Consider the following 23,145-nt stretch of genomic DNA (forward strand, 5'->3'; position numbering starts at 1 on the left):
GTTTACCAGCCGACGCGCGGTGCGGCAACCGAAGTTCGCTTTACCTCGCCCCGCTTGCGGGGAGAGGGGAAGAGAATCTACGGCTGCTCCATCCGCGCCCTCAGGGCATCGGCGTCCGCCTTTGGCAGCGACTTCAGCGTCGGCTTGATGGTTTCGCCGCCGACGATCTTGCCGTTGCGCATGAACATCCAGTCTGAAATGTCGGCTTCGCTGAACTTGACCGCGTCGCCGGCCCGCTTGCCCGGCAGATCGCGCGGCTCGTTGGCGAAGAGGCCCGAATAGGTACCGTTCGGCAGCTTCTTCACGTCGCCGATCCAGATATGCTCTCCGCCCCTGCGGGTCGAAAAGCGCACCTTCAAGGCGTGCCCGGTCTCCGACGGCTTTGGCGCGTCATAGGACGCCCAGAAGGTGGGAAGCGTGCCGCGAGCGCGCGCGATCGCGGTGTTCATCTCGGGATCGGTGGTGCGCACGTCGACGATCGGCGAGCGGTCTTGTGCGACGACCTCCGGCATGGGCCCGATGGTCAGGATGCCGAGAACGCTGACGCCGGTGATTGCGGCGAGAACGACCCATTTCATGGGCTGGGAGAGTTTTGTTGCCATGTTCGCGATGTCCAGGATGCTTCGATGTCTCCTGGCTTTGTCGCGTGTCGGCAGCAGCACGTTCAGTGCGCAATAAGCCACAAACGTTGCGCGTTTCCCCTCTCCCTTGTGCGAGAGGGGAAACGTAATCGCCGTCGATCAAAACACCTTGCGGATCCAGTTGTGCGGATCGTTGGTGCGGCCGTACTGGATGTCGATGAGCTGCTTGCGCAGGCCTGTGGCGACGGGGCCGGCGGCGCCGCCGCTGATCTCGAAATCGCCGCTCACCGAGCGCACCTTGCCGATCGGCGAGATCACGGCAGCGGTGCCGCAGGCGAACGCTTCCTTCAGCTTGCCGCTCGCCGCATCCTTGCGCCACTGGTCGAGCGAGTACGGCTCCTCGCGCACCGTCTTGCCGGCATCCTTCGCGAGCGCGATGATGGAGTCGCGGGTGATGCCGGGCAGGATCGTGCCGAGCGGCGGCGTCGAGAGCGAGCCGTCCTCGAACACGAAGAAGACGTTCATGCCGCCGAGCTCCTCGATGTAGCGGCGCTCGACCGCGTCGAGGAAGACGACCTGATCGCAACCGTGCTGGATCGCTTCGGCCTGCGCACGCAGGCTCGCGGCATAATTGCCGCCGCACTTGACGGCGCCGGTGCCGCCGATCGCGGCACGGGTGTAGTTCTCCGAGACCCAGATCGAGACCGGCGCAGGTCCGCCCTTGAAATAGGAGCCAACCGGCGAAGCGATCACCGCGAAGATGTATTCGGACGACGGCTTGACGCCGAGGAAGGTCTCGCTCGCGATCATGAAGGGGCGCAGATAAAGGCTGCCCTCGCCGCCCGGCATCCAGGCGCGATCGATGCGCACGACCTGCTCGACCGCCTCGATGAAGACGTCCTCGGGCAGCTGCGCCATCGCCATGCGGTCGGCGGAGTCCTTGAAGCGCCGCGCATTGGCGTCGGGGCGGAACAGGTTCACGCCGCCGTCGTCACGCTTGTAGGCCTTGAGGCCTTCGAAGATTTCCTGCGCGTAGTGCAGGACCGCGCCGGCCGGATCGAGCTGGAAGTTGGCGCGCGCCTCGATGCGTGCTTCGTACCAGCCGCCCTTGGCCTGGTTGTAGCGGACGATCGCCATGTGATCGGTGAAAACCCGACCGAAGCCGGGATCCACCAGCTTGGCGACGCGGTCCTTCTCGGATGTCGGATTGGATGCGGGCTGGATGTCGAATTTCATACTCATGTCCTTGCCTCCCGCTGCCGGTAGCGGCGCTGTTCTGGCGCCCGCCTGCCCTGTTTGGGCCCGGCTGGCTTGATTAGGTTGTGGCTGGACCGCCGCCAGCCTTGTTACGGCCGGTTTCCGTGGCCAGCATGTCGCCGAGGACATGCTTTTGCGGAAGGCGGAAGTCCAGTATGTTTTGCCGAAATGCCGCTCGACAATCGCACGGTAGATCTGCTTCGGCCGTCGCCGCCTGTCCGGCTCTCTCCGGCCGCTCCTAGAACTGCCACCCGACGCGAAGCGATCTAAAATTTCGTGCGGGCTGATCGTTTTGTAACATTGAACCCAAGATACGTCAATATGCCTGACATAAATTTCGCAACTCCCTCTCAAGACGCAGCCGAGCCGCGGCCGGCCGCAGGCGATGGAGGCAATTTGCGCTGGGATATCATCGAACTGCTGTTCTTCGCCTATCGTGATTTCGTCGGCGATCCCGACCAGGAGCTGGAGGCTTTCGGCTTCGGCCGGGCCCACCACCGGGTCATGCATTTCGTCTATCGTTATCCCGGCCTCAAGGTCGCCGACCTGCTCGATGTCCTGCGCATCACCAAGCAGTCGCTCGGCCGCGTGCTCAAGCAGCTCCTGGACGAGGGCTATATCGTGCAGAAGACCGGCGACAATGACCGCCGCCAGCGCCTGCTCTACGCGACGCCGAAGGGCGAGGCGCTGGTGCAGAAGCTCGCCGGGCTCCAGACCACGCGGATCACCAAGGCGCTCGCCGAGCTGGCGCCGCAGGATGCCGATACCGTCAAGCGTTTCCTGCGCGCGATGATCGACCGCGACGATCCGGACAAGGTGCTGGAGACGATCTTCGCCAACGTCAATCAGGACGGAAAGGAGTGAACGTGCCGTTCGCTGCCACGCTCGCCCGCCCGCCGGTAGAACCGGCCGACGATGCGCCGCATCTGCTGCTGGTCGACGACGACCGCCGCATCCGCGATCTGTTGTCGCGCTTCCTCGCCAGCGAAGGTTATCGCGTCACCACCGCCGCAAGCGCCGGCGATGCACGCTCGAAGCTCATGGGCCTGCATTTCGATCTCCTGATCCTCGACGTCATGATGCCCGGCGAGACCGGCTTCGATCTCGCCCGCTTCATCCGGACCTCATCCTCGGTGCCGATCGTGATGCTGACGGCGCGGCACGAGGCCGAAGCCCGCATCGAGGGCCTGCAGATCGGGGCCGACGATTACGTGGCAAAACCGTTCGAGCCGCGCGAGCTTGCGCTGCGCATCAACAACATCCTCAAGCGCGCCGCACCGCCGCCGCAAACCGCCGCGGTGGAGAAGATCGCGTTCGGCCCTTACGTCTACCATCTCGATCGCGGCGAGCTGCGCCAGGGCGAGGAAGTCATTCACCTCACCGACCGCGAGCGCGAGATGCTGCGGATTCTCTCGGAGACCCCGGGCGAGACCGTGCCGCGCAGCGCGCTCACCGGCAATGGCAGCGTCAACGAGCGCGCCGTCGACGTGCAGATCAACCGCCTCAGGCGCAAGATCGAGACCGACCCCGCCAATCCGCTGTTCCTCCAGGCGGTGCGCGGCATCGGCTACCGCCTGGTGGCCTCGCCATAAAGCAGTGAAGCGCGACCGATGAGCACGATCGATACCGGCCTGACGCTGTTGAAGAGCGCCGCCGGCCGCGTCTCTGCCGCCAATGGCTGGATGGGCAACGCGTTCAAGGGCTGGATGCCGACCGGCCTCTATGCGCGCGCGCTCCTCATCATGATCGTACCGATGGTGATCCTGCAATCGGTCGTCGCCTTCGTGTTCATGGAGCGGCACTGGAACACGGTGACGCGCCGCCTGTCGGCTGCCGTCGTGCAGGACATCGCCGCGCTGATCGACGTCTACAAGGGCTATCCGCAGGACAAGGACCGCAACGAGATCCGCCGCATCGCCCAGCAGCGCCTCGGCCTCGTGGTGGACTTCCTGCCTGCCGGTGACATGCCGCCGCCGGGGCCAAAGCCGTTCTTCTCGCTGCTCGACCAGACGCTGTCGGTGCAACTCGGCCGCCAGATCGGACGCTCGTTCTGGATCGACACCGTCGGCCGCTCCAACCTCGTCGAGATCCGCATCCAGCTCGACGATGCCGTGATGCGCGTGTTCGCGCAGCGTAGCGCCGCCTATGCCTCGAACTCGGAGATCTTCCTGTTCTGGATGGTCGGCACGTCCTCGATCCTCCTGATCGTCGCGGTGCTGTTCCTACGCAACCAGATCAAACCGATCCTGCGGCTGGCGGACGCCGCCGAAAGTTTCGGCAAGGGCCGCGAGGCGCCGAACTTCAGGCCGCGCGGCGCGCGCGAGGTACGGCGCGCGGCGGTCGCCTTCCTCGAGATGAAGTCACGCATCGAGCGCACGATGGAGCAGCGCACCGCGATGCTAGCCGGCGTCAGCCACGATCTGCGCACCATCCTGACCCGGTTCAAGCTCGAGCTGGCGCTGATTGGCGACAACCCAGAGCTCGAAGGCATGCGCAAGGACGTCGACGAGATGTCGATGATGCTGGAGGACTACCTTGCATTTGCCCGCGGCGATTCCGGCGAGCAATCGCAGCCGACCGACATGGCGCAGGCGCTCGAGGAACTGCGCAGCGACGCCGAGCGCCACGGCCACACCGCGACCGTCGCGTTCCACGGCCTGCCCGTGGTGACCGTGAAGCCGGCCTCGTTCAAGCGCTGCCTCGCCAACCTCGTCACCAACGCGGCGCGCTACGGCAAGAGCATCGCCATCAGCGGCCAGCGCGATCACCGTTATTTGACCGTCACGGTCGAGGACGACGGCCCCGGCATTCCCGCGCACTTGCGCGAAGAGGTGTTCAAGCCGTTCCTCCGTCTCGACAACGCCCGCAACCAGGACGAAGGCGGCACGGGCTTGGGGCTAGCCATCGCCCGCGACATCGCGCGCTCGCATGGCGGCGACATCACCCTCGGCGACAGCCCGATGGGGGGATTAAGGGCGAGCGTCAGGATACCGGTGTAGCTTTGCTCTTCCTTCTCCCCTTGTGGGCCTGTTGCGTTATCGGCTTTTGAGGCTGAAGACGTCAGGAGAGAAGGCCTTGGTCCTGGCAATGCCTGCGAAGATCTGTAGTTGTTGCCCTCAGCGGGCAGCTCACGCGGCGATCGTGGCCCACCGCCTCATGTTGAAGGCGATTGAGGCGAGCAGAACTTGCCCGGTCGCCTTGATCAGACCGACGTAGCGGATGCAGGTCAGCCGCATGCGGCGTTTGAGAGTAGCGAAGGTGGTCTCGACCTGGGCTCGGCGGCGCGCGATGAGGAGGTTGTAGCGTTTGAGCCTCGGCGGCAACTCCGGGTGATGCCGGTTGGGCCGACGAGCAATGCGGGGTTTCTTGCCCTCCGCCTTCAGCCGGGCCCGTCGGGCATGGGTGTCGTAAGCCGCATCGGCCCACACCGCAGCTTCATCGCCGCGGATCAAAGCGTCCGCCGGTGTCGTGTCGTTGATGTTGGCCGGTGTGGTCAGTACCGTGCGGATCAAGCCGGATCCTTCGTCGACACCGACATGGGCCTTGTAACCGAACGTCGTGCCGCTCTTGCCTTGCCGCTTGGTGAAGCGGGCGTCGGGATCGTTTGAGGGGCGATCCTCCTTCGGAGGAGCCGACACCGCCTGGATCAAGGTCGCATCCAGCATCGTGCCGCGCTTGAGGATGACGCCGGCATTCTCAAGCTGACGATCCAGCTCACCAAACAGCTTCTCCAGCAGGCCTTGTTCGACAAGCTGGTTCCGAAAGCGGTTCAGGACCGTATGGTCGGGCGTCGCATCCTCAAGGCTCAAACCGACGAAGCGCTTGAACGACAACCGGTCGCCCAGCGCTTCCTCGAGTTCGCGCTCCGAAAGACCATACAGCGACTGCAACAGCACAGCACGAAACAGCACCAGCACCGGATAGCCTGGTCGACCGGGGCTCCCTTCATCCCGCAAATGGCCGATCAGCTTCTCGAACCGGTACCACTTGACCAGGCCAGCCAGCCGATCCAGCGCCGCATTGGCGCCGGCCCCCTTCGGCATCAGCGCTTCCACAAAGCTCGGCTGTCCCGTCCGCTTGACCGCCATCGCTACCCTCCAAGGCTTTGCCCTAGGGAATCACAATTGACGAATTACGCAACAGGCCCCTTGTGGGAGAAGGTGGCGCGAAGCGCCGGATGAGGGGTTGTTTCCGCGAATTCAGAAGTAAGAGAGTCACGCGCGGAGACCCCTCACCCGTCTCGCCGCTACGCGGCGAGCCACCCTCTCCCACAAGGGGAGAGGGAAGACAAACCTACTTCGGCAACAGCGCCTTCAGCTTGTCCATGTCGCGCACGTTCATCTTGAAGCCGCCGGGCATCACGATGTCACCGGGCTTCTGGTCGGGCTTGCAGGCCCCCAGCCACTTGGCTTCGAGCTGCATCGTGGTGTCGCGGCCTGCTGCGCCGGCGGCGCCGCCTTGCGCGTGCGACGAGGTCTTCACCGTATAGGCCGAGTTGAAATCGCCGGTGATCTCGGCATGCGAGGTCGTGCTGATGCCGGCGACGTTGCACTCGGAATCGCTGACATAGCCGGTCGCGGTCTTCTTGATGTCCTGCTTGGCGCAGATCTGCTTGGCCATCGGGGAGACGTTGTTGTTCATCTCCTTGTCGACGGTCTCGTCGGTGCAGTGCTGCATGGTCATCTCGGGCATGGGCGTGCCGGTCCTGACCATCTTCATTTCCCAGAGACCGGCCTTGCGCACCGGCAGATCGTCGGCGCTGGCGCTGCCTGCCGACACCACAAGACAAAGGGCCGAGCCGAGCAAAGCGAGCTTGCGCGTCATGTGGAAGCTCCCGACGTTCCGAAAGCGCCTCAGTACAGCGTGCGGATCGGCTGTTGGGCAGCGCCATAGGGCACCCAACGGCAGGAGAACGAGATGTAGCCGCCCTCAAAGGCCTGCACCGCGAGGAATTTCACGACCTTGCCGTAGCGCGCGCAGTGATCGACCGCGACCTGCCGCGCATCCGCCTGGGTCGCCAGCGAATAAGCGATGATGCCGCCGGTGTCGTTGCCCTTGAACGGAGGCACCGGAAGGAGATCGGCGCGTGCCGACTGGCTGGCCATCATACCCAGGGCAAGAAAGCCCGCGGCCGCAATGATTCGCATTCCCGTCACTCCAATTGGTTGGCGCCAGTTTACGGTGCCGGGAGGTCCATGAAAAGAACTGATGCCCCGCCGGCTGCGAGGTTGGGGTCAACTCTTGGCCAAGTGTTGCCGCGCTGCACTTGACCTGCCCCGGCCTTCGCGGCACCGTCCATCCTTCGCAAGACCCAGCTGTCCGGATTGCCCATGCGCGCCCTCCCCCTGAAATCGCTCCGCTTTGCCACCTTGCTTGGCCTCATGTTCGGAGCGCTGTCGCTCGGTGAGGCCAGGGCCGCCAATCCGCTGGAGCTGAACTTCTGGCTGAACGGGCCGCGCTATGACGGCGCCGTCGTCGATTGCGAGAGGGCGCTGCCGACCATCGCCACCCAGTTCTGGGAGAAGGAAAGCTCGTTCTGGAATTCCTCGTTGAAGATCACCGGCTTCGCCGCCGTTCACGAGATCGCGTTCCGGCCCTGGCAGTCCGACAACATTCCGCGCCGCTATTGCACCGGCGACGCCATGCTCAATGACGGCAAGGTGCGCAAGGTGCATTTCTCGATCATCGAGGATGGCGGCTTCTCCGGCTACGGCAATGGTGTGGAATGGTGCGTGGTCGGGCTTGACCGCAACTGGGCCTACAATCCGTCCTGCCGCGCCGCCAGGCCCTGAGCCTCGATCGAAAGGCCTGAATCGGACTGATCAGGCGCCTGACGGGCCGGCCCGAATTTTGTTCTTGAAATGTTCTTGTTGCCTGTTAGGCTGATTGCACAGTCTAGTTGAGGGGCGTCGCCATGTTTCATTTTAGATTGCGTTCGTTCACCCGTCTCGTGATCTCACTGACCCTCCCCCTGGTTCTGGCCGCCGGGCTGGTCGCGCTGCCGGGCGGCGCGAAGGCCCAGGACAAACGGCAGAACGCGCCCGGCGAATTCGACTTCTATATGCTGTCGCTGTCATGGTCGCCCTCGTTCTGCGAGGAGGCGTCCGAGCGCAACCGCGGCGGCGGCGGCGGCGGCGGCGGTGGTCGCTCGCAGATGCAGTGCAGCGGGCGGCCCTACGCGTTCGTGGTGCACGGGCTGTGGCCGCAATATGAGAATGGCTTCCCTGAATATTGCCAGCGGCCGTCGCCACGCCTGAACCGCAACATCGTCTCTTCGATGCTCGATTTGATGCCGGCGCCGGGGCTGATCTTCAACGAGTGGGACAAGCACGGCACCTGCTCCGGGCTCGACAGCCGCAATTATTTCGAGACGATCCGAAAGGCGCGCGCCGCGATCAAGATCCCGGCGGAATATCTCGAACTGTCGCAGGCCAAGACCGTGGCGCCGGGCGAGGTGGAGGAAGCCTTCATCAAGGCCAATGCGGGCCTGAGCAACGCGGCCATCTCGGTCACCTGCAATCGGACCCGGCTCTCCGAGGTCCGCATCTGCCTCAGCAAGGACCTGCAATTCCGGGCCTGCGAGGAGATCGAGCGCCGCGCCTGCCGCCGCGACCAGGTGACGATGCCGCCGATCAGAGGTGGCTAGTCCAAGTGTTTGTGCCCCGGACGCAGCGCCGGTTCGGCGGTGCGCTGCAGATTCGGGGCCCATGCCGGCACAGGCGCGCATCCCGCTTTGCTCAAGCCGTGACGTAGCGTAGTCCTGTCTCATGAACTACCGTCACGCCTTCCACGCCGGAAACTTCGCCGATGTCATCAAGCACATCGTGCTCGCGCGCATCATTACTTACCTCCAGGACAAGCCGGGGGCATTCCGTGTCATCGACACCCATGCCGGCGCTGGCCTCTACGATCTCGAAAGCGACGAGGCGCGCCGTAGCGGCGAATGGCTGACCGGCATCGCGCGGCTGATGCAGGCGCGCCTGTCGAACGACGCCGTGGCGCTGGCCAAGCCCTATCTCGACATCGTTCGCGCCTACAATCCGAAGGGCGAGCTCAAGGCCTATCCGGGTTCGCCGCTGATCACGCGCGGCCTGCTGCGGCCGCAGGACCGCCTCGTTGCCTGCGAGCTCGAGCCGAAGGCGCGCAAGGCGCTGATCGGTGTGCTGCGCCGCGACGAACAGGCGCGCGTGGTCGATCTCGACGGCTGGGTCGCGCTGCCGGCCTTCGTGCCACCGAAGGAACGGCGCGGGCTCGTGCTGATCGACCCGCCGTTCGAGGCGAAAGACGAGTTCGAAAAGCTCGGCGACGCCTTCGCGGCGGCTTTCACCAAATGGCCGACCGGTATCTATGTAATCTGGTATCCGGCCAAGAGCCGGCGCGCCACCGACACGCTGGTGCAATCAGTGGCGCGGCTCGCAGCCGCAGCAAAACCGCCAGGAAAATGTCTGCGTCTCGAATTCAGTGTCGCGCCGCAGCTTGATGGCGCCGCCCTCACCTCCGCCGGATTGTTGATCGTCAATCCGCCGTACACGCTGCATGGCGAGCTCAAGACGATCCTGCCCGAGCTGGAGATACCGCTCGGACAGGGCGGAGCTGCCAGATTCCGATTAGAGGTGCCGAGACCGTAACACCCCGGCATTCTTGGGAAAAAGATGCAGGAGCGGTAGTCAATCTGCAGAGAACCGTATTATGCTGTTTCCGTGACTGGCTTTACGTTCCGCTTCCGCGAATGGTTGCGGCGGAGTGAAGGCCTAAGAAAGATCCGATCGGACCGAAAGAAAGGTCCGCCCAAGGATGGCCAGCTCCCGGGCTTCGTAAGGCCCGGTCATGTCGTGACGTGAGTCTGCGTCGCGACGGAGGAGCAATGAGGGGGAGTTTCCCGATGGCCATGACGGGAACGGTCAAGTTTTTTAACGGCGAGCGCGGCTACGGTTTCATCAAGCCCGACGACGGCGGGCGCGACGTCTTCGTGCACATTACTGCTGTGGAGCGGGCGGGACTGAAAGATCTCGCCGAAGGACAGCGCATTACTTTTGAAGTCGAGCCGGACAAGAAGGGGAAGGGACCAAAGGCAGTCAATTTGGTCATCGTCTCCTAGAGCGTTTTCGAGCGAACACCTGGCGAAAAAAATCCCGGCCGCGAGCGGCCGGGAGGCTGTTGTCCGGTATTTTCTTCTTCAACTATCAGAAGTGATAGTTCACGCCTGCGCGCACAACGCTGGCGCTATAGCCGTTTGACACGCCGGTAATTGCGAACTGGCTCGTCGACAGATCGATGTAGAGATATTCGAGCTTGGCGCTCCAGTTCGGCGCGAAGCCGACTTCCGCGCCGGCACCGATGGTCCAGCCTGCGGTGGTGTGCGACTCCGTCCAGCCGAATGTCTGCGCGCGCAGTTCGCCGAAGGCGAGGCCGGCGGTGCCGTAGAACAGCACGTTGCTGAAGGCATAGCCCGCACGGCCGCGCAGCGTGCCGAACCAGGGGTTGGAGAACTTCCACGGCGCGAAGGTGTCATCAGCGCCCGCGGCCTGGATATCGCCCTCGACGCCGAACACCCATGGACCGTTCTGGAAATTGTAGCCGGCCTGTACACCGCCGACGAAACCGGAGGGCTTGACGGGCGAGTTACTCACCGAGCCCCACTCATAGCCGAGATTGGCACCGAGATACGGACCGGCCCAACTATAGGCATTGAGCGGCTGATTGACGGTGTAGGGCGCACCCTGCCCGTAATTGAGATCGGCGGCCTCTGCCGAAGCTGTCCAGCCGGCTGCAACCAACACGGCTGCGCCTACAACGAACCCCCTCATCGGTACTCTCCAACGCAACGGCCGCCCCCCGCGATGCCTGCGCCGCCGCGCAAGGCAAAATCGCATGGTTACGGAACCTCCTCTTTTTCGCGTAAGATTTATCGAGAGTTTTAAGTTAAAGGCCTGTTAAGCCGGGTTACCACGCTCTTAACAGGCTTAAGCAAGTGTTACCCGGAACCGCGCCGCCATCCTGTGTGTGCCGCAAGGCTGGAACTTCAAATCGGCACCCCCAGCGCTTAAATTCGCATCATGGCTCACGATTCCACCGACAATCCGGACGACGCACGCGCGCGCAAATCTCCGCGCGGCACGACGGCCGACGCCCCGCCGGAGAGCCTGGCGCCGCCGGACCTCGATCCCGCCACCACCGCTGGCGAGGACGAGGACGACGCGCTGCTGCCTGACATCCTGGAGGAGAGCGGCGCGGTCGGCGAAGAGCCGCTGGCGACCGGCCATGAAGCGATCGAGCGCGCGGTCCGCCTCGCGCCCACCTCGCCGGGCGTCTATCGCATGCTCAGCGCCAATGCCGACGTGCTCTATGTCGGCAAGGCCAAGAACGTCAAAAAGCGCCTGTCGAACTATGCGCGCCAGAGCGCGCCGCAACCGGCGCGCATCCTGCGCATGATCGCAGCCACGGTGACCGTGGAGATCGTCTCGACCAACACCGAGACCGAAGCGCTGCTGCTGGAAGCCAATCTCATCAAGCAGCTCCGGCCGCGCTTCAACGTGCAGCTGCGCGACGACAAGTCGTTTCCCTACATCCTGATCACCGGCGACCATTGGGCGCCGCAGATCCTCAAGCATCGTGGTGCGCAGTCGCGGCCCGGCCGCTATTTCGGCCCGTTCGCTTCCGCCGGTGCGGTCAACCGCACCATCACCGCCTTGCAGCGCGCGTTCCTGATCCGCTCCTGCACCGATTCCTTCTTCGAGAGCCGCTCGCGGCCCTGCCTGCTCTACCAGATCCGTCGCTGCGCCGGCCCCTGTACCCGCGAGATCGATTTCCCCGGCTATACGACGCTGGTGCGCGAGGCGACAGACTTCCTCTCCGGCAAGAGCCAAGCGGTGAAGCAGGAGCTTGCCGGCGAGATGGAGAAGGCCTCCGGCGAGCTCGAATTCGAGACCGCGGCACTCTACCGCGACCGCCTCGCCGCGCTGTCGGCGATCCAGTCGCAGCAGGGCATCAATCCGCGCACGGTGGAAGAAGCCGACGTGTTCGCCATCCACCAGGAGGGCGGCTTCTCCTGCGTCGAAGTGTTCTTCTTCCGCACCGGACAGAACTGGGGCAACCGCGCCTATTTCCCGCGCGCAGAGAAGACCTATACGCCGGAGGAAGTGCTGGGGTCCTTCCTCGCCCAGTTCTACGACGACAAGCCGCCGCCGAAGAACATCCTGCTCTCGCACGAGATCGAGGAAAGCGAGCTGCTCGCCAATGCGCTGTCGATCAAGGCCGGCCACAAGATCGAGGTCACGGCGCCCAAGCGCGGCGAGAAGAAGGAGCTGGTCGCCCACGCGCTGACCAATGCGCGCGAGGCGTTGGGCCGCAAGCTCGCGGACACCGCGACACAGAGCCGCCTGCTCGACGCCATGGCCACGACGCTGAGCCTGCCGCATTCGCCCAAGCGCATCGAGGTCTACGACAACAGCCACATCCAGGGCACCAATGCGGTCGGCGCCATGATCGTCGCCGGGCCCGATGGTTTCGTGAAGAACCAGTACCGCAAGTTCAACATCAAGTCGGAAGGGCTCACGCCGGGCGACGATTATGGCATGATGAAAGAGGTGCTGGAGCGCCGCTTCAAGCGCCTGATCAATCCGCCCGAGGACGCCGCCGGCAAGGCCAAGGACGACGACTTCCCGCAATGGCCCGACCTCGTGATCATCGACGGCGGTCGCGGCCAGCTCAACGCCGTCCGGGAGATCTTTACGAATCTCGGCCTGACCCAGGTGTCGCTGATGTCGGTCGCCAAGGGACCGGACCGGGATGCCGGCCGCGAAACCCTGTTCATGCCGGAGCGCGAGGCGATCAAGCTGGAGCCGCGCGATCCCGTGCTTTATTTCATCCAGCGCCTGCGCGACGAGGCCCACCGCTTCGTCATCGGCTCGCACCGCAAGCTGCGCAAGAAGGACATCCGCGAGGCCGGTTTGCAGGAGATTCCGGGCATCGGCCCGTCACGCAAACGTGCCTTGCTGCACCATTTCGGAACCCTGAAGGAGATCGAGCGGGCCTCGATCGCCGATCTCGGCAAGGTTCCGGGGGTGAGCGCCGAGAGCGCCCGCAGGATTTTCGACTATTTCCATCCCCAGCCGGGGTGAACTAAGGGGGCCGCGGTCATATGGTCGTCGCATGCTGCACCTCATTTGGGGAGCGGGACGGTTGACCTTCAGGCACGAGCGGTATTGGTAGGACGGATGAACATCGCCACGACACGAGGGACGACCAGCCGCGCGATGTCCCTCCCGAACATCCTGACCTATGGCCGGATCGCCGCGATCCCGGTCGTGGTCGGGTGCATCTATGCACAGTCGATTCTGGATCAGCCGCTGTGGCTGCGGTGGGTCGCGGTCGCCATCTTTATCGCGGCGGCAGTGACCGATTACCTCGACGGCTATTACGCGCGGATCTGGAATCAGCAATCGGCGTTCGGCCGGATGCTCGATCCGATCGCCGACAAGCTGCTGGTGGCCTCCTGCCTGCTGATGCTCGCCGCCGACGGCATCATCCATGGCTGGTCGCTATGGGCCGCCATCGTGATCCTGTGCCGCGAGATCCTGGTCTCGGGCCTGCGCGAATATCTCGCGGCGTTGCGGGTGAGCGTTCCCGTGACAAAGCTTGCGAAGTGGAAGACGACCGTTCAGCTCATCGCCATCGGCTTCCTGCTCGCTGGCCCGGCCGGCGATGAGGTGGTGCCCGTGGTCTCGATGATCGGGCTGGCGCTGCTCTGGGCCTCGGCGATCCTCACCATATACACGGGCTACGACTATTTCCGCGCCGGCATCCATCACCTCATCAAGGAGGATGAGGCATGAAGGTGAAGTACTTCGCCTGGGTGCGCGAGCGCGTCGGCAAGGCCGAGGAGACCATCGAGCCGCCGGCGACCGTGCGCACCGTCGAGGAGCTGATCGCCTGGCTGTCCGGCCGGAGCGAGGCCTATGCCTACGCCTTCGAGAAGCCGAAGGTGATCCGCACCGCGATCGATCATGCCCATGTCAAATCGGACGCCGCGATCGCGGGCGCCCGCGAGATCGCGTTTTTCCCGCCGATGACCGGCGGCTAGGCCATGACCTCCCCCGCCGGCCCCTGCCCCGTCGCCATCCGCATCCAGCAGGACGATTTCGACATCGCGCGCGAGATCGCGATCCTGACCGGGAGCCGCACCGACATCGGCGCGGTCGTAAGCTTTTCCGGCATCTGCCGCGGCGACGAGAACAGCGCGAAGATCGCCGCCCTCACGCTCGAACATTATCCCGGCATGGCGGAAGAAGAGATCAAGCGCCATGCCGACGAAGCTACATCGCGCTGGCCGCTGAACGGCGTCACCATCATTCATCGCGTCGGGCGGTTCATGCCCGGGCAGAATATCGTGCTGGTGCTCACGGCGTCGCAGCACCGCCAGGCGGCGTTCCAGGCGGCCGAGTTCCTGATGGATTATCTCAAGACCAGCGCCCCGTTCTGGAAGAAGGAAGAGAGCGCCACCGGTACCGGCTGGGTCGAAGCCCACGCCCGTGACGACGAGGCCGCCGCACGCTGGACCCGATCCTGATGGCACAAGCATCCAAGAAGACCACGCGCGGCCGCGCCGCGCCAAAGCTCGCGAAGGTCGGCCGCGGCGAGTTGCTCACGCTGATCGATTTCGTGCGCTACGCCGTGAGCCGCTTCACCGAGGCGAAGCTCGCCTTTGCCCATGGCACGACCGATCCGGTCGCGGAAGCAGCCTTCCTGGTCTGCGAAGCCCTGCATCTGCATCCCGACCAGTTCGAGATCTTTGCCCATGCCTGCGTCACGTCGGCGGAAGGCAAGACCATCGTCGACCTCATCCATCAGCGCGTCACCACGCGCAAACCGACCGCCTATCTCGTCAACAAGATCTACATGCGCGGCCTGCCCTTCTATGTCGACGAGCGCGTCATCGTTCCGCGCTCCTTCATCGGCGAGCTGCTGGAGTCGCATTTCGGCGGCGACGGCGAGGCGGGCTCGCTGATCGACGACCCCACGGCCGTCGAACGTGTGCTCGATCTCTGCACGGGCTCGGGATGTCTCGCCATCCTTGCCGCGCATCATTTCCCGAATGCCACCGTTGATGCCGTCGACATCTCCAAGGGCGCGCTCGAAGTCGCCACACGAAATGTCGGCGAATTCGGGCTCGATGACCGGATCAGCCTGCATCGCGGCGACCTGTTCGCCCCGCTCGGCGACAACAGATACGACCTGATCATCACCAACCCGCCCTACGTCGATGCCGAAGGCATGGCGGCGCTGCCGCCGGAGTGCCGCGCCGAGCCGAAGCTCGCCTTTGACGGCGGCGCCGACGGTCTCGACGTGGTGCGCCGGATCTTGCGCGATGCGCCCGATCACCTGACGCCGGATGGCGGCTTGATCTGCGAGATCGGCCGCGGCCGCGAACTGGTCGACGAGGCCTTTCCGGAACTGCCGCTGCTCTGGCTCGACACCGAGGAATCCGAGGGCGAGGTGTTCTGGATCGCGGCCGCCGATCTCGGCTGATCCGTCCCGGCACCCGCGCTCCGCGCGGAACAAGTCAAATTCCGCCACGTTCATCCCCCGACGATTTTTTCGTTCTCGGAGGATGTCCGCATGCTCGCGCCATCGGGCGAACTGCTGCGCGCCGGCATGGCGCTCAAGATCAATCACCTCAAGCGCGCCGCGCGATCGTACTTGCGCGACCGCACCAATCAGGCCACGGGCCGCGCGACGTCCTATGCGGTCGCGGCAGGACTGTTCGCAATGGCCGGGCTGTTCCTGATCGCCACCCTCTTTGTCGGCCTGATCGCCCTTTATCGTTGGGTCGCAATCACCCACGGACAATTCTGGGGCTTCGGTGCCGTCGCGGCCGTGCTCCTGGTGCTGGCCGTATCCTGCGCCGGCCTGGCTCAGGCCCAAATGAAGCGTCGGGACAAGCCGATCGTGCCGCTTGCCAGCCGTATGCGCGTTGCGATCGCCACCCCGCGGATCCCGCGCGGAACGGTCAAGCAGGCGGTGAAAGAGGTCGCAACGACGATTCCGCTGGTGTCGCCCGCACCGGGCGAACGTGGCCGTGGCGGCAACGCCGTGTCGGCTCGGACCAACCGGCCCGTGCAGCTAGGTCTGATGCTCGCAGCCGTCGGGCTGCTGGGCTTCACGGCCGCACGGCGGCGGCGACACGGCCACAGATTGGACGCTTGAAATGCGCGCGCGGCGCACCGAGCACCTCGACAGTTGGTTGCTGGTCGCCGCCACGGCCGTCTTCGTGCTGTCCGCGGAACGCTACTTTCAGGAGTCCGGCCCCATCCGGCCGGGGCCTCCGCAAGACCATCGCAATAATGAAGCAAACTCGCCGGAAACGAGCCCGGCCGGCGCGGCGATGCAGCTTGGCCACGGCCGGCACGCGAAAAGCCCTTTCGCGATCCCGTGGGCGGGCTGGAAAGACATCTTCTGGCGCACCTATCAGCGCATCGACGACGATCGCCTGCTCGCGACTGCGGGCGGCGTCGTCTTCTTCGGGCTGCTCGCGATCTTTCCCGCCGTGACCGCGCTGGTCTCATCCTACGGCCTGTTCGCGGATCCCTCGACGATCAGTTCCAACCTGCATTCGCTCGCGATGCTGCTGCCCGAGGGCGCGTTCCAGATCGTCGAGGACCAGGTCGCGCGCGTGGTGTCCAACGGCAATACCGCCCTGGGCGTCACCTTCCTGTTTGGCCTCTTGCTCGCGATCTGGAGCGCCAATGCGGGCGTCAAAGCCATCTTCGATGCCCTCAACGTCGCCTATGAGGAGCGCGAAAAGCGCAGCTTCGTCCGGCTGAACACGGTGTCGTTGGCTTTCACCGTCGGCAGCATCGCGGCGCTGCTGCTGATGGTGGGCACCGTGGTCGCCTTCCCGCTCGCGCTCAACCATCTCGGCATCGCGCCGGAAAGCAGGCTGATCGTCGCTCTCGCGCGATGGCCGGTGCTGTTCGTCATCCTGCTGGCGGCGCTTGCCGTCCTCTACCGCTTCGCACCGAGCCGCGACGCGCCGCGCTGGCAATGGCTGAGCCTCGGCGCGGTGACGGCCGCCATCCTCTGGATCGCCGGCTCGGCGCTCCTGTCCTGGTATCTCTCGGAATTCGCCAATTACAACGCGACCTACGGCTCGCTCGGCGCGGCGATCGGCTTGATGATGTGGATGTGGATGTCGGCGATCGTCATCATGTTCGGGGCCGAGCTGAACTCGGAGATCGAGCGGCAGACCCTTCGGGATACGACCACCGGACCGCCCAAGCCGCTCGGCACCCGCGAGGCCGTCTCGGCCGACACGGTCGGCGCCGCCGCGCCATCCTGATTGCCGGCGGTCAGGCCGGGGCTCGGCCTGACCGGATCACGACGGCAATTCAGCGCTTGCTGATCACGACCTCCAGATACTCGCTATGCACCACCACCGTACCGTCGTCGGCACGGTTGAATTCGCCGAGCAGCGCCATGAGATCGCGCCGCAGCGCGGCCTGGCCGGTCTCCTCCAGCGCCACGAACGCTTTCAGCATCGGCCCGTAATAGGATTTGAAAACCTCGAGCCAGTGCTCCGGAGAGCGATAGCGGAAGGCGAACATGCGCGGCTCGGCGGCGATCTCGGAGGCTTGGCTGCCGAACATCTCCTCAAGCCGTGCCGGCGTGCCCCACAAGGCCGGCGACTTCACGCCCGCCGGCGGCGGCAAATGCCTGCCGATGGTCTTGAAGAGCTGACCGATGAAGCCCTGGGGCGTCCAGTTGGCGAGGCCGATCTTGCCGCCGGACTTGCAGACCCGCGCGAGCTCGGACGCCGCCTTGTCCTGATCCGGCGTGAACATGACACCGAAGGTCGAGAGCACGACGTCGTAGCTGGCATCCGCAAACGGCAGCGCTTCGGCATCCGCTTCACGGAATTCGACCATCAAATGCTCCGCCGCGGCCCGTTCGCGTCCCCGCTTGAGCAACGCTGGAACATAGTCGGTCGATGTGACGTCGCACCAGCGCCGCGCGGCGGCCAGCGTCGCATTGCCGTTGCCGGCGGCGACATCAAGCACCTTGCTGCCGGCACGCAAGTCGAGCGCCTCGCAGAGCTGCTCGCCGACGATCTGCAAGGTGGTGCCGACAATGGCATAGTCGCCGGACGACCAGGCGCTGTGCTGGCGCTGCTTGACGGCGGCGAGATCTGGTTGGGCGAGGGCCGGCTTGAGCGCGGCGGACGTCGACATGGCAATTCTCCTGCGGTTGAAGACGCCGGGACGATAGGGCGCATGCGGCTCGCTGGCCTTGAGAGTGGCGTTATTTTACGCTGAGAACACCTTGATTTCCCGCTGGAGCCGAGGGCGGCGTGACATTTCATTTCGAGGATTTCGTGCTCGACCCCGCACGCCGCGAATTGCGGTGGGCAGAGACGCTCGTCGGGCTCGAGCCCCAGGTGTTCGATCTCCTGCTTTATCTGGTCCGCAACCGCGAGCGCGTGGTGACGCGGGACAACATGCTCGACGCGATCTGGAATGGCCGCGTCGTCTCGGAATCGACGCTGACCAGTCGGATCAACGCGGCGCGGCGCGCGGTCAATGACAATGGAGAAGATCAGCGGCTGATCCGCACAGTCGCGCGCAAGGGCGTGCGGTTCGTCGGCGCAGTGACCGAACGCTCCGCCGCAGCCTCATCGTCGGCGCCGGGCAAGCCGCCCGACCCAACACCGACGGAATTGCCGCTGCCCGATCGTCCCGCAATTGCCGTCCTGCCCTTCACCAACATGAGCGGCGAGGCCGAGCAGGATTATTTCTCCGACGGCATCAGCGAGGACATCATCACCGCGCTGTCGAAGCTGCGCTGGTTCTTCGTGATCGCGCGCAACTCCTCCTTCATCTACAAGGGCCGCACGGTTCACCTGCGGCAGGTCGCCGAGGAGCTCGGCGTGCGCTATGTCGTCGAGGGCAGCGTCCGCAAGGAGGGCGATCGCGTCCGCATCACCGCGCAGCTCAACGATGTCGCCACCGGCAGCCATCTCTGGGCCGAACGCTACGACCGCGAGCTCGCCGACGTCTTCGCCGTACAGGACGAGATCACCGAACGCATCGTCGCCGCGATCGAGCCGCAGCTCTATGCCGCGGAGAATTTTCGCGCCGAGCGCAAGCCGCCCGACAGCCTGGACGCCTGGGACCTTCTGATGCGCGCCCTCTCCCATTACTGGCGCGTAACGCGGCAGGACCACGTCGCGGCGCGAGCCCTGCTCGAAAAGGCCATCGCGCTCGACCCGAACTACGGCAAGGCACTCGGGCTGCTCGGCACCAGCTACATGTTCACGGCGCATATGGGCTGGATGGAGATGGCCGCCGCGCTGCCGGTGGCCGAGCGCGCGGCGCGGGCCGCGATCCGCGCCGACGACCAGGATGCCTGGGCGCATAATGCGCTCGGCCATGTCGATCTGTTCGCACGCCGGTTCGAGGATTCGCTTGCCGAATTCGAGACCGCGCTACGGCTCAATCCGAACTTTGCGCTGGCGCAGGGCTATTATGGCCTGACGCTCAGCTATTGCGGCCGCTGGCGGGATGCCGACGACGCCGCGCGGCGGGCGATCCGCCTCAGCCCGCGCGACCCCTATGCACCCGTCTATTTCGGCATCGCCGCCTTTGCCCGCTTCCTCGGCAGGGACTATGCGGAAGCGATCCGGCTCGCGCAGGAGGCCCTGCGCCAGCGCAGTGACTTCGTCGGCGGGCACCGGGTGCTGACCGCGGCCGCGGCGATGGCCGGGCAAACCGAGACCGCCCGCGCGGCGCTGAAGGAACTCCAGCGTGCCCAGCCCAACGTCTCGCTCGCCTGGATCGCCGAGTTCATGCCGATCAAGCTCGCCGCCGACCGCGAGCACTACCTCGAAGCCTTTCGCCGGGCCGGCCTGACCTAGACTGTCTGGGCATGATCTCCGCGACAAACGCGTTCCGCGTTTGTCGCGGGGGAAAACCGTTGCACACTTTCCGGATCATGCTCCGGCGCCGCGAACAGGCCGCTATCCCCTCGAATCAACAATGATGTTAAGGTCGCCCTGCTTGGGGGAGCATGAGGCGTGACGGGTTCGCACACTGACCCGTGTTTTCCCGGATGAGGCAGTCAGCTCTTTGAGGCGTAACGCGCGGCATGATTCGCATTTCGACGATCTTCATCGCCATCTGCATGGTTCTGGTCGCGGCCTCGCTCGGGCTTGTCCTCTACTCGGTCGCCGGCATCAGCGGAACCGAATCCGCCATCGTGGCGCTGACCGCGCTGACCTTCCTGATCCTCTACAACGCGGTCTCGATGCGGCTGCGCGATCGCAGTGACGTCGGCGGCCAGATCGCCGACCTCTCGCGCGGCACCGCCGACCTCGCCCGCCAGGTCGCCGAGTTCGGCCGCCGGCTCGCGGCGATGGAGGGGCGCATCGCCTCGGCCAATTCGACCAACTCCGACCGCATCCAGTCAGTGGTCGGCGAGATCAACGAGCTCGGTGGGCTGGTCAGGCAGCTCGCCACCACCGTGTCAGCCCATGAAGACCTGTTGGCCGGGGCCGCGCCGACCCCCGCCCCCGCTCCGGTCGCCCGGCCAGAGCCGGAGGCGCCTCTCGACCTGATTGCGGCCTTCGAGGAGCGGCCGGCCGCCCCTCCGCCGCTGCCCGCACCGCCGCCGCGGCCAACACCGGCGATCCAGACCCACACCGCCGTTCCGGTTCAGACGGCCAATGGCCGCAACCCGACCCAGTTACTGGCGACACTGCGCAACGCCATCGACGAGAACCGCATCGACATCTTCCTCCAGCCGATGGTGACGCTGCCGCAGCGCAAGGTGCGGTTCTACGAAGCCGTGACGCGCCTGCGCGACGAGCGCGACCAGCTGATCGCCGCCGAGGAATTCATCAGCATCGCCGAAGCCTCGGGTCTGATCGGACGCATCGACAACATGGTGATGCTGCGCTGTGTGCAGGTGCTGCGGCGCCTGATGGTGCGCAACAAGGATGTCGGCGTGTTCTGCAACGTCGCGGCCTCCACGCTCGGCAATTCCACCACCTTCGCGCAGTGCCTCGACTTCCTCGAAGCCAACCGGGCGCTGGCGCCCTCGCTGGTGCTGGAGTTCAAGCAGTCGACCTTCCGCAATCTCGGCCCGGCCGAGACCGAGAACCTCGCGGCGCTCGCCCAGCGCGGTTTCCGCTTCTCGATCGACCATGTCACTGACCTCAGGATCGAGCCGCGCGAGCTCGCCGATCGCGGCGTGCGCTTCATCAAGGTGCCGGCGTCCCTCCTGCTCGACCCCAGGCAGGCCTCGACCTCGGACATCCACCCTTCCGACCTCTCCGACCTGCTCGGCCGCTTCGGCATCGACCTGATCGCCGAACGGATCGAGGGCGAGCGCGCAGTGGTCGATTTGCTCGACTTTGACGTGCGGTTCGGTCAGGGGTTCCTGTTCGCGCCACCCCGGCCATTGCGGCCTGAAGGGGCATCTGCTACCGGCGGGGCCTCGCCGAACCCGGCGCAGGAAATTCAGGGATCCAATGGCTCCGCTTCTCCCAGCCCAGGCGCCACGTCTTCAGCGCCTCCAGCCCAGCGTATCACCGGCAACGCGGCGCTCGCGCGCCGGATCTGATCGGCCGCACGCATCATGACCACGCTGCATTTCGCCGAAAGCCTGCGCGAGCTCGTGGGCGGCGTTGACGTTGTGCTCAGCGACATCTGGGGCGTGGTTCACAACGGCCTGGAATCCTTCCCCGAGGCCTGCGAGGCGCTGCACACCTATCGCAGCCGCGGCGGTACGGTGATCCTGATCACCAATGCCCCGCGCCCGGCCGACTCTGTCCAACGGCAATTGCGCAAGCTCGGCGTCGCGGACGAGACCTATGACGCGATCGTCTCGTCGGGCGACCTGACGCGGCTCTATGTCGCCGAGCATCCCGGCCGCAAGATGTTCTGGCTCGGACCCGAGCGCGACAACTCGATCTATCGCGGCCTCGATGCGACGACCGCGCCGCTGGAAGAAGCCGACTACATCGTCTGCACCGGCCTCTATGACGACGAGACCGAGACGGCGGAAGACTATCGCGGCATGATGCTGAAGGCGCGCGAGCGCAAGCTGACGCTGGTCTGCGCCAATCCCGATATCGTGGTGGAGCGCGGCGACCGGCTGATCTATTGCGCCGGCGCGATCGCGGAACTCTATCGCGAACTCGGCGGCGAGGTGATCTTCTACGGCAAGCCGCATCGCCCGATCTACGAGCGCGCGATGATGCTCGCCGGCGAACGCCAGGGTCACATGATCGACCGGAAAAAGGTGCTGGCGATCGGCGATTCCGTCCGCACGGACCTCACCGGCGCGCGCGAATTCGGCATCGACTGCCTGTTCGTCACCCGCGGCATCCATGCCGAGGAGTTCGAGGGCCTCGACCAGCTCGACCCGAATTCGGTGATGGAGTTGTTCGGCCACCCGCCGAAGGCGCTGATGCGCGAATTGAAGTGGTGACGGTTGCGGCTTGAACCGACGCCGGCTTAGACGAATTGCTAAGCCCCGGTCGTCGTCATGGCCGGGCATAGCCAGCCGAAGGACGGCGGCGCTCGCGCGCACCTACGCCCCGGCCATCCACGCTTTTGGCACCCGCAAACGCGGATGCCCGGGACAAGCCCGGGCACGACGTTCCAAATGGAAGATAATTGTCCGGCGAAGAGCGCGCTTACGCGCTCGCCATGTCCGGGAAGACCGCTTCGATCTTGGTCTTCAGCGTCGCCGCGTTGAACGGCTTGACGATGTAGTTGTTCACGCCGGCCTTCTTGGCCGCGATCACGTTCTCGGTCTTCGATTCCGCGGTGATCATGATGAAAGGCGTGGTGGCGAGGTTCGGATCCGCGCGCACTTCGCGCAGCAGGTCGTAACCCGTCATCGGCTCCATGTTCCAATCGGAAATCACGAGCCCGTACTTCTTGCCACGCATCTTGTTCAGCGCCGCCGAACCGTCGCTTGCATCATCGATATTCTCGAAGCCAAGCTGCTTCAGGAGATTCCTGATGATACGGATCATGGTGCTGTAGTCATCAACCACCAGAACCGACATCGACAAATCAACCGCCATCTCGACTCCCCCAACGCAAACCCAGGAAATATTACGATCGGACCCGCCGGGGCCGGAGCCCCGCTGTTCCACAATTCAAGGACTAGCACCAAGGCGTTAAACAGCGCGTTAACTGGGGGCGCCTCCGAAGGACTGAAATCACGTTCAATGCGGCCGCTCTCCCTGCCGCTTGACTTCGTCCGGCCGGTCAAGCCACGGTCCGCAGGTCCTGCCGCTTCG

At 65.0% G+C, this 23,145-nt stretch carries 25 protein-coding genes; 17 read left to right on the top strand and 8 right to left on the bottom strand.

Features of this window, described 5'->3' with window-relative positions; all coding sequences use genetic code 11:
* Positions 1-77: 77 nt before the first annotated feature.
* Positions 78-602, bottom strand: a complete 525-nt coding sequence (locus tag ACVJ5M_RS41340; RefSeq protein WP_063986699.1) for a YegJ family protein — start codon at positions 600-602, stop codon at positions 78-80.
* Between the two features lie 138 nt (positions 603-740).
* The gene (locus ACVJ5M_RS41345) at positions 741-1,823 is read right to left on the bottom strand and encodes a branched-chain amino acid aminotransferase (RefSeq protein WP_063985572.1); all 1,083 of its coding nucleotides are present in this window, start codon (positions 1,821-1,823) and stop codon (positions 741-743) included.
* Positions 1,824-2,159: 336 nt separating this feature from the next.
* Between ACVJ5M_RS41345 and ACVJ5M_RS41350 the strand changes: the two genes are divergently transcribed.
* The 3 genes from ACVJ5M_RS41350 to ACVJ5M_RS41360 are packed head-to-tail and all read left to right on the top strand — an operon-like array spanning position 2,160 to position 4,837.
* The gene (locus tag ACVJ5M_RS41350; protein ID WP_063985573.1) at positions 2,160-2,702 is read left to right on the top strand and encodes a MarR family winged helix-turn-helix transcriptional regulator; all 543 of its coding nucleotides are present in this window, start codon (positions 2,160-2,162) and stop codon (positions 2,700-2,702) included.
* A complete protein-coding gene (locus ACVJ5M_RS41355; RefSeq protein WP_028169830.1) occupies positions 2,699-3,430 on the top strand; it encodes a response regulator in 732 nt (243 codons plus the stop codon). The genes ACVJ5M_RS41350 and ACVJ5M_RS41355 overlap by 4 nt, the downstream gene beginning before the upstream one ends.
* A gap of 18 nt (positions 3,431-3,448) precedes the next feature.
* Entirely contained in the window at positions 3,449-4,837 is a 1,389-nt protein-coding gene (locus ACVJ5M_RS41360) for an ATP-binding protein (RefSeq protein ID WP_063985574.1), read from the top strand.
* 129 nt (positions 4,838-4,966) lie between these two features.
* Here ACVJ5M_RS41360 and ACVJ5M_RS41365 read toward each other — a convergent pair whose 3' ends face one another.
* The 3 genes from ACVJ5M_RS41365 to ACVJ5M_RS41375 all read right to left on the bottom strand — a co-directional run bounded on the left by ACVJ5M_RS41365 (position 4,967) and on the right by ACVJ5M_RS41375 (position 6,985).
* The gene (locus ACVJ5M_RS41365; RefSeq protein ID WP_166348444.1) at positions 4,967-5,926 is read right to left on the bottom strand and encodes an IS5 family transposase; all 960 of its coding nucleotides are present in this window, start codon (positions 5,924-5,926) and stop codon (positions 4,967-4,969) included.
* A 205-nt stretch (positions 5,927-6,131) separates the two neighbouring features.
* Complete coding sequence (locus tag ACVJ5M_RS41370; protein ID WP_063985575.1) at positions 6,132-6,662, bottom strand: DUF3617 domain-containing protein; 531 nt, start codon at positions 6,660-6,662, stop codon at positions 6,132-6,134.
* A 29-nt stretch (positions 6,663-6,691) separates the two neighbouring features.
* A complete protein-coding gene (locus ACVJ5M_RS41375) occupies positions 6,692-6,985 on the bottom strand; it encodes a hypothetical protein (RefSeq protein WP_063985576.1) in 294 nt (97 codons plus the stop codon).
* Positions 6,986-7,168: 183 nt separating this feature from the next.
* Here ACVJ5M_RS41375 and ACVJ5M_RS41380 point away from each other — a divergent pair, with 183 nt between their 5' ends.
* The 4 genes from ACVJ5M_RS41380 to ACVJ5M_RS41395 all read left to right on the top strand — a co-directional run bounded on the left by ACVJ5M_RS41380 (position 7,169) and on the right by ACVJ5M_RS41395 (position 9,936).
* A complete protein-coding gene (locus ACVJ5M_RS41380; protein WP_063985577.1) occupies positions 7,169-7,630 on the top strand; it encodes a hypothetical protein in 462 nt (153 codons plus the stop codon).
* Between the two features lie 122 nt (positions 7,631-7,752).
* Positions 7,753-8,484: a ribonuclease T2 gene (locus ACVJ5M_RS41385; protein WP_354099997.1), complete on the top strand. Its 732-nt coding sequence runs from the start codon at positions 7,753-7,755 to the stop codon at positions 8,482-8,484.
* Positions 8,485-8,605: 121 nt separating this feature from the next.
* The gene (locus ACVJ5M_RS41390; protein WP_063985579.1) at positions 8,606-9,466 is read left to right on the top strand and encodes a 23S rRNA (adenine(2030)-N(6))-methyltransferase RlmJ; all 861 of its coding nucleotides are present in this window, start codon (positions 8,606-8,608) and stop codon (positions 9,464-9,466) included.
* 254 nt (positions 9,467-9,720) lie between these two features.
* Positions 9,721-9,936, top strand: coding sequence for a cold-shock protein (locus tag ACVJ5M_RS41395; protein ID WP_063986700.1), 216 nt, complete (start codon positions 9,721-9,723; stop codon positions 9,934-9,936).
* A gap of 85 nt (positions 9,937-10,021) precedes the next feature.
* Here the strand turns inward: ACVJ5M_RS41395 and ACVJ5M_RS41400 are convergent, their stop codons facing one another.
* Positions 10,022-10,645, bottom strand: a complete 624-nt coding sequence (locus ACVJ5M_RS41400; protein WP_014491976.1) for an outer membrane protein — start codon at positions 10,643-10,645, stop codon at positions 10,022-10,024.
* 249 nt (positions 10,646-10,894) lie between these two features.
* Between ACVJ5M_RS41400 and uvrC the strand changes: the two genes are divergently transcribed.
* From uvrC to ACVJ5M_RS41435, 7 genes are all read left to right on the top strand, one after another.
* Positions 10,895-12,958: an excinuclease ABC subunit UvrC gene (gene uvrC, locus ACVJ5M_RS41405; RefSeq protein ID WP_085403343.1), complete on the top strand. Its 2,064-nt coding sequence runs from the start codon at positions 10,895-10,897 to the stop codon at positions 12,956-12,958.
* A gap of 96 nt (positions 12,959-13,054) precedes the next feature.
* On the top strand, positions 13,055-13,672 hold the full coding sequence (pgsA, locus tag ACVJ5M_RS41410) for a CDP-diacylglycerol--glycerol-3-phosphate 3-phosphatidyltransferase (protein ID WP_014491974.1): 618 nt from the start codon (positions 13,055-13,057) through the stop codon (positions 13,670-13,672).
* A complete protein-coding gene (gene moaD, locus ACVJ5M_RS41415; RefSeq protein WP_015688556.1) occupies positions 13,669-13,920 on the top strand; it encodes a molybdopterin converting factor subunit 1 in 252 nt (83 codons plus the stop codon). Before pgsA ends, moaD begins: the two co-directional genes overlap by 4 nt.
* Positions 13,921-13,923: 3 nt before the next feature.
* Complete coding sequence (locus ACVJ5M_RS41420; protein WP_354099996.1) at positions 13,924-14,406, top strand: molybdenum cofactor biosynthesis protein MoaE; 483 nt, start codon at positions 13,924-13,926, stop codon at positions 14,404-14,406.
* A complete protein-coding gene (gene prmB, locus ACVJ5M_RS41425) occupies positions 14,406-15,365 on the top strand; it encodes a 50S ribosomal protein L3 N(5)-glutamine methyltransferase (RefSeq protein WP_063985581.1) in 960 nt (319 codons plus the stop codon). The genes ACVJ5M_RS41420 and prmB overlap by 1 nt, the downstream gene beginning before the upstream one ends.
* 90 nt (positions 15,366-15,455) lie before the next feature.
* On the top strand, positions 15,456-16,043 hold the full coding sequence (locus ACVJ5M_RS41430; protein WP_063985582.1) for a phage holin family protein: 588 nt from the start codon (positions 15,456-15,458) through the stop codon (positions 16,041-16,043).
* Position 16,044: 1 nt separating this feature from the next.
* A complete protein-coding gene (locus tag ACVJ5M_RS41435) occupies positions 16,045-17,175 on the top strand; it encodes a YihY/virulence factor BrkB family protein (protein ID WP_231143638.1) in 1,131 nt (376 codons plus the stop codon).
* A 49-nt stretch (positions 17,176-17,224) separates the two neighbouring features.
* On the opposite strand, the gene ACVJ5M_RS41440 is transcribed toward ACVJ5M_RS41435, so the two are convergent.
* Positions 17,225-18,064, bottom strand: a complete 840-nt coding sequence (locus ACVJ5M_RS41440) for a class I SAM-dependent methyltransferase (protein ID WP_063985583.1) — start codon at positions 18,062-18,064, stop codon at positions 17,225-17,227.
* Positions 18,065-18,183: 119 nt separating this feature from the next.
* Between ACVJ5M_RS41440 and ACVJ5M_RS41445 the strand changes: the two genes are divergently transcribed.
* From ACVJ5M_RS41445 to ACVJ5M_RS41455, 3 genes are all read left to right on the top strand, one after another.
* Positions 18,184-19,746 (top strand): winged helix-turn-helix domain-containing protein, encoded by a 1,563-nt coding sequence (locus ACVJ5M_RS41445; RefSeq protein WP_063985584.1) that lies wholly within the window; start codon positions 18,184-18,186, stop codon positions 19,744-19,746.
* Positions 19,747-19,976: 230 nt separating this feature from the next.
* Positions 19,977-21,452 (top strand): EAL domain-containing protein, encoded by a 1,476-nt coding sequence (locus ACVJ5M_RS41450; RefSeq protein WP_063985585.1) that lies wholly within the window; start codon positions 19,977-19,979, stop codon positions 21,450-21,452.
* Positions 21,453-21,467: 15 nt separating this feature from the next.
* Positions 21,468-22,322: a TIGR01459 family HAD-type hydrolase gene (locus tag ACVJ5M_RS41455; protein WP_063985586.1), complete on the top strand. Its 855-nt coding sequence runs from the start codon at positions 21,468-21,470 to the stop codon at positions 22,320-22,322.
* 208 nt (positions 22,323-22,530) lie between these two features.
* Here the strand turns inward: ACVJ5M_RS41455 and ACVJ5M_RS41460 are convergent, their stop codons facing one another.
* A complete protein-coding gene (locus ACVJ5M_RS41460; RefSeq protein WP_007596883.1) occupies positions 22,531-22,926 on the bottom strand; it encodes a response regulator in 396 nt (131 codons plus the stop codon).
* Positions 22,927-23,145: the final 219 nt, after the last annotated feature.

This window comes from Bradyrhizobium sp. S3.7.6 (genome assembly GCF_054061875.1).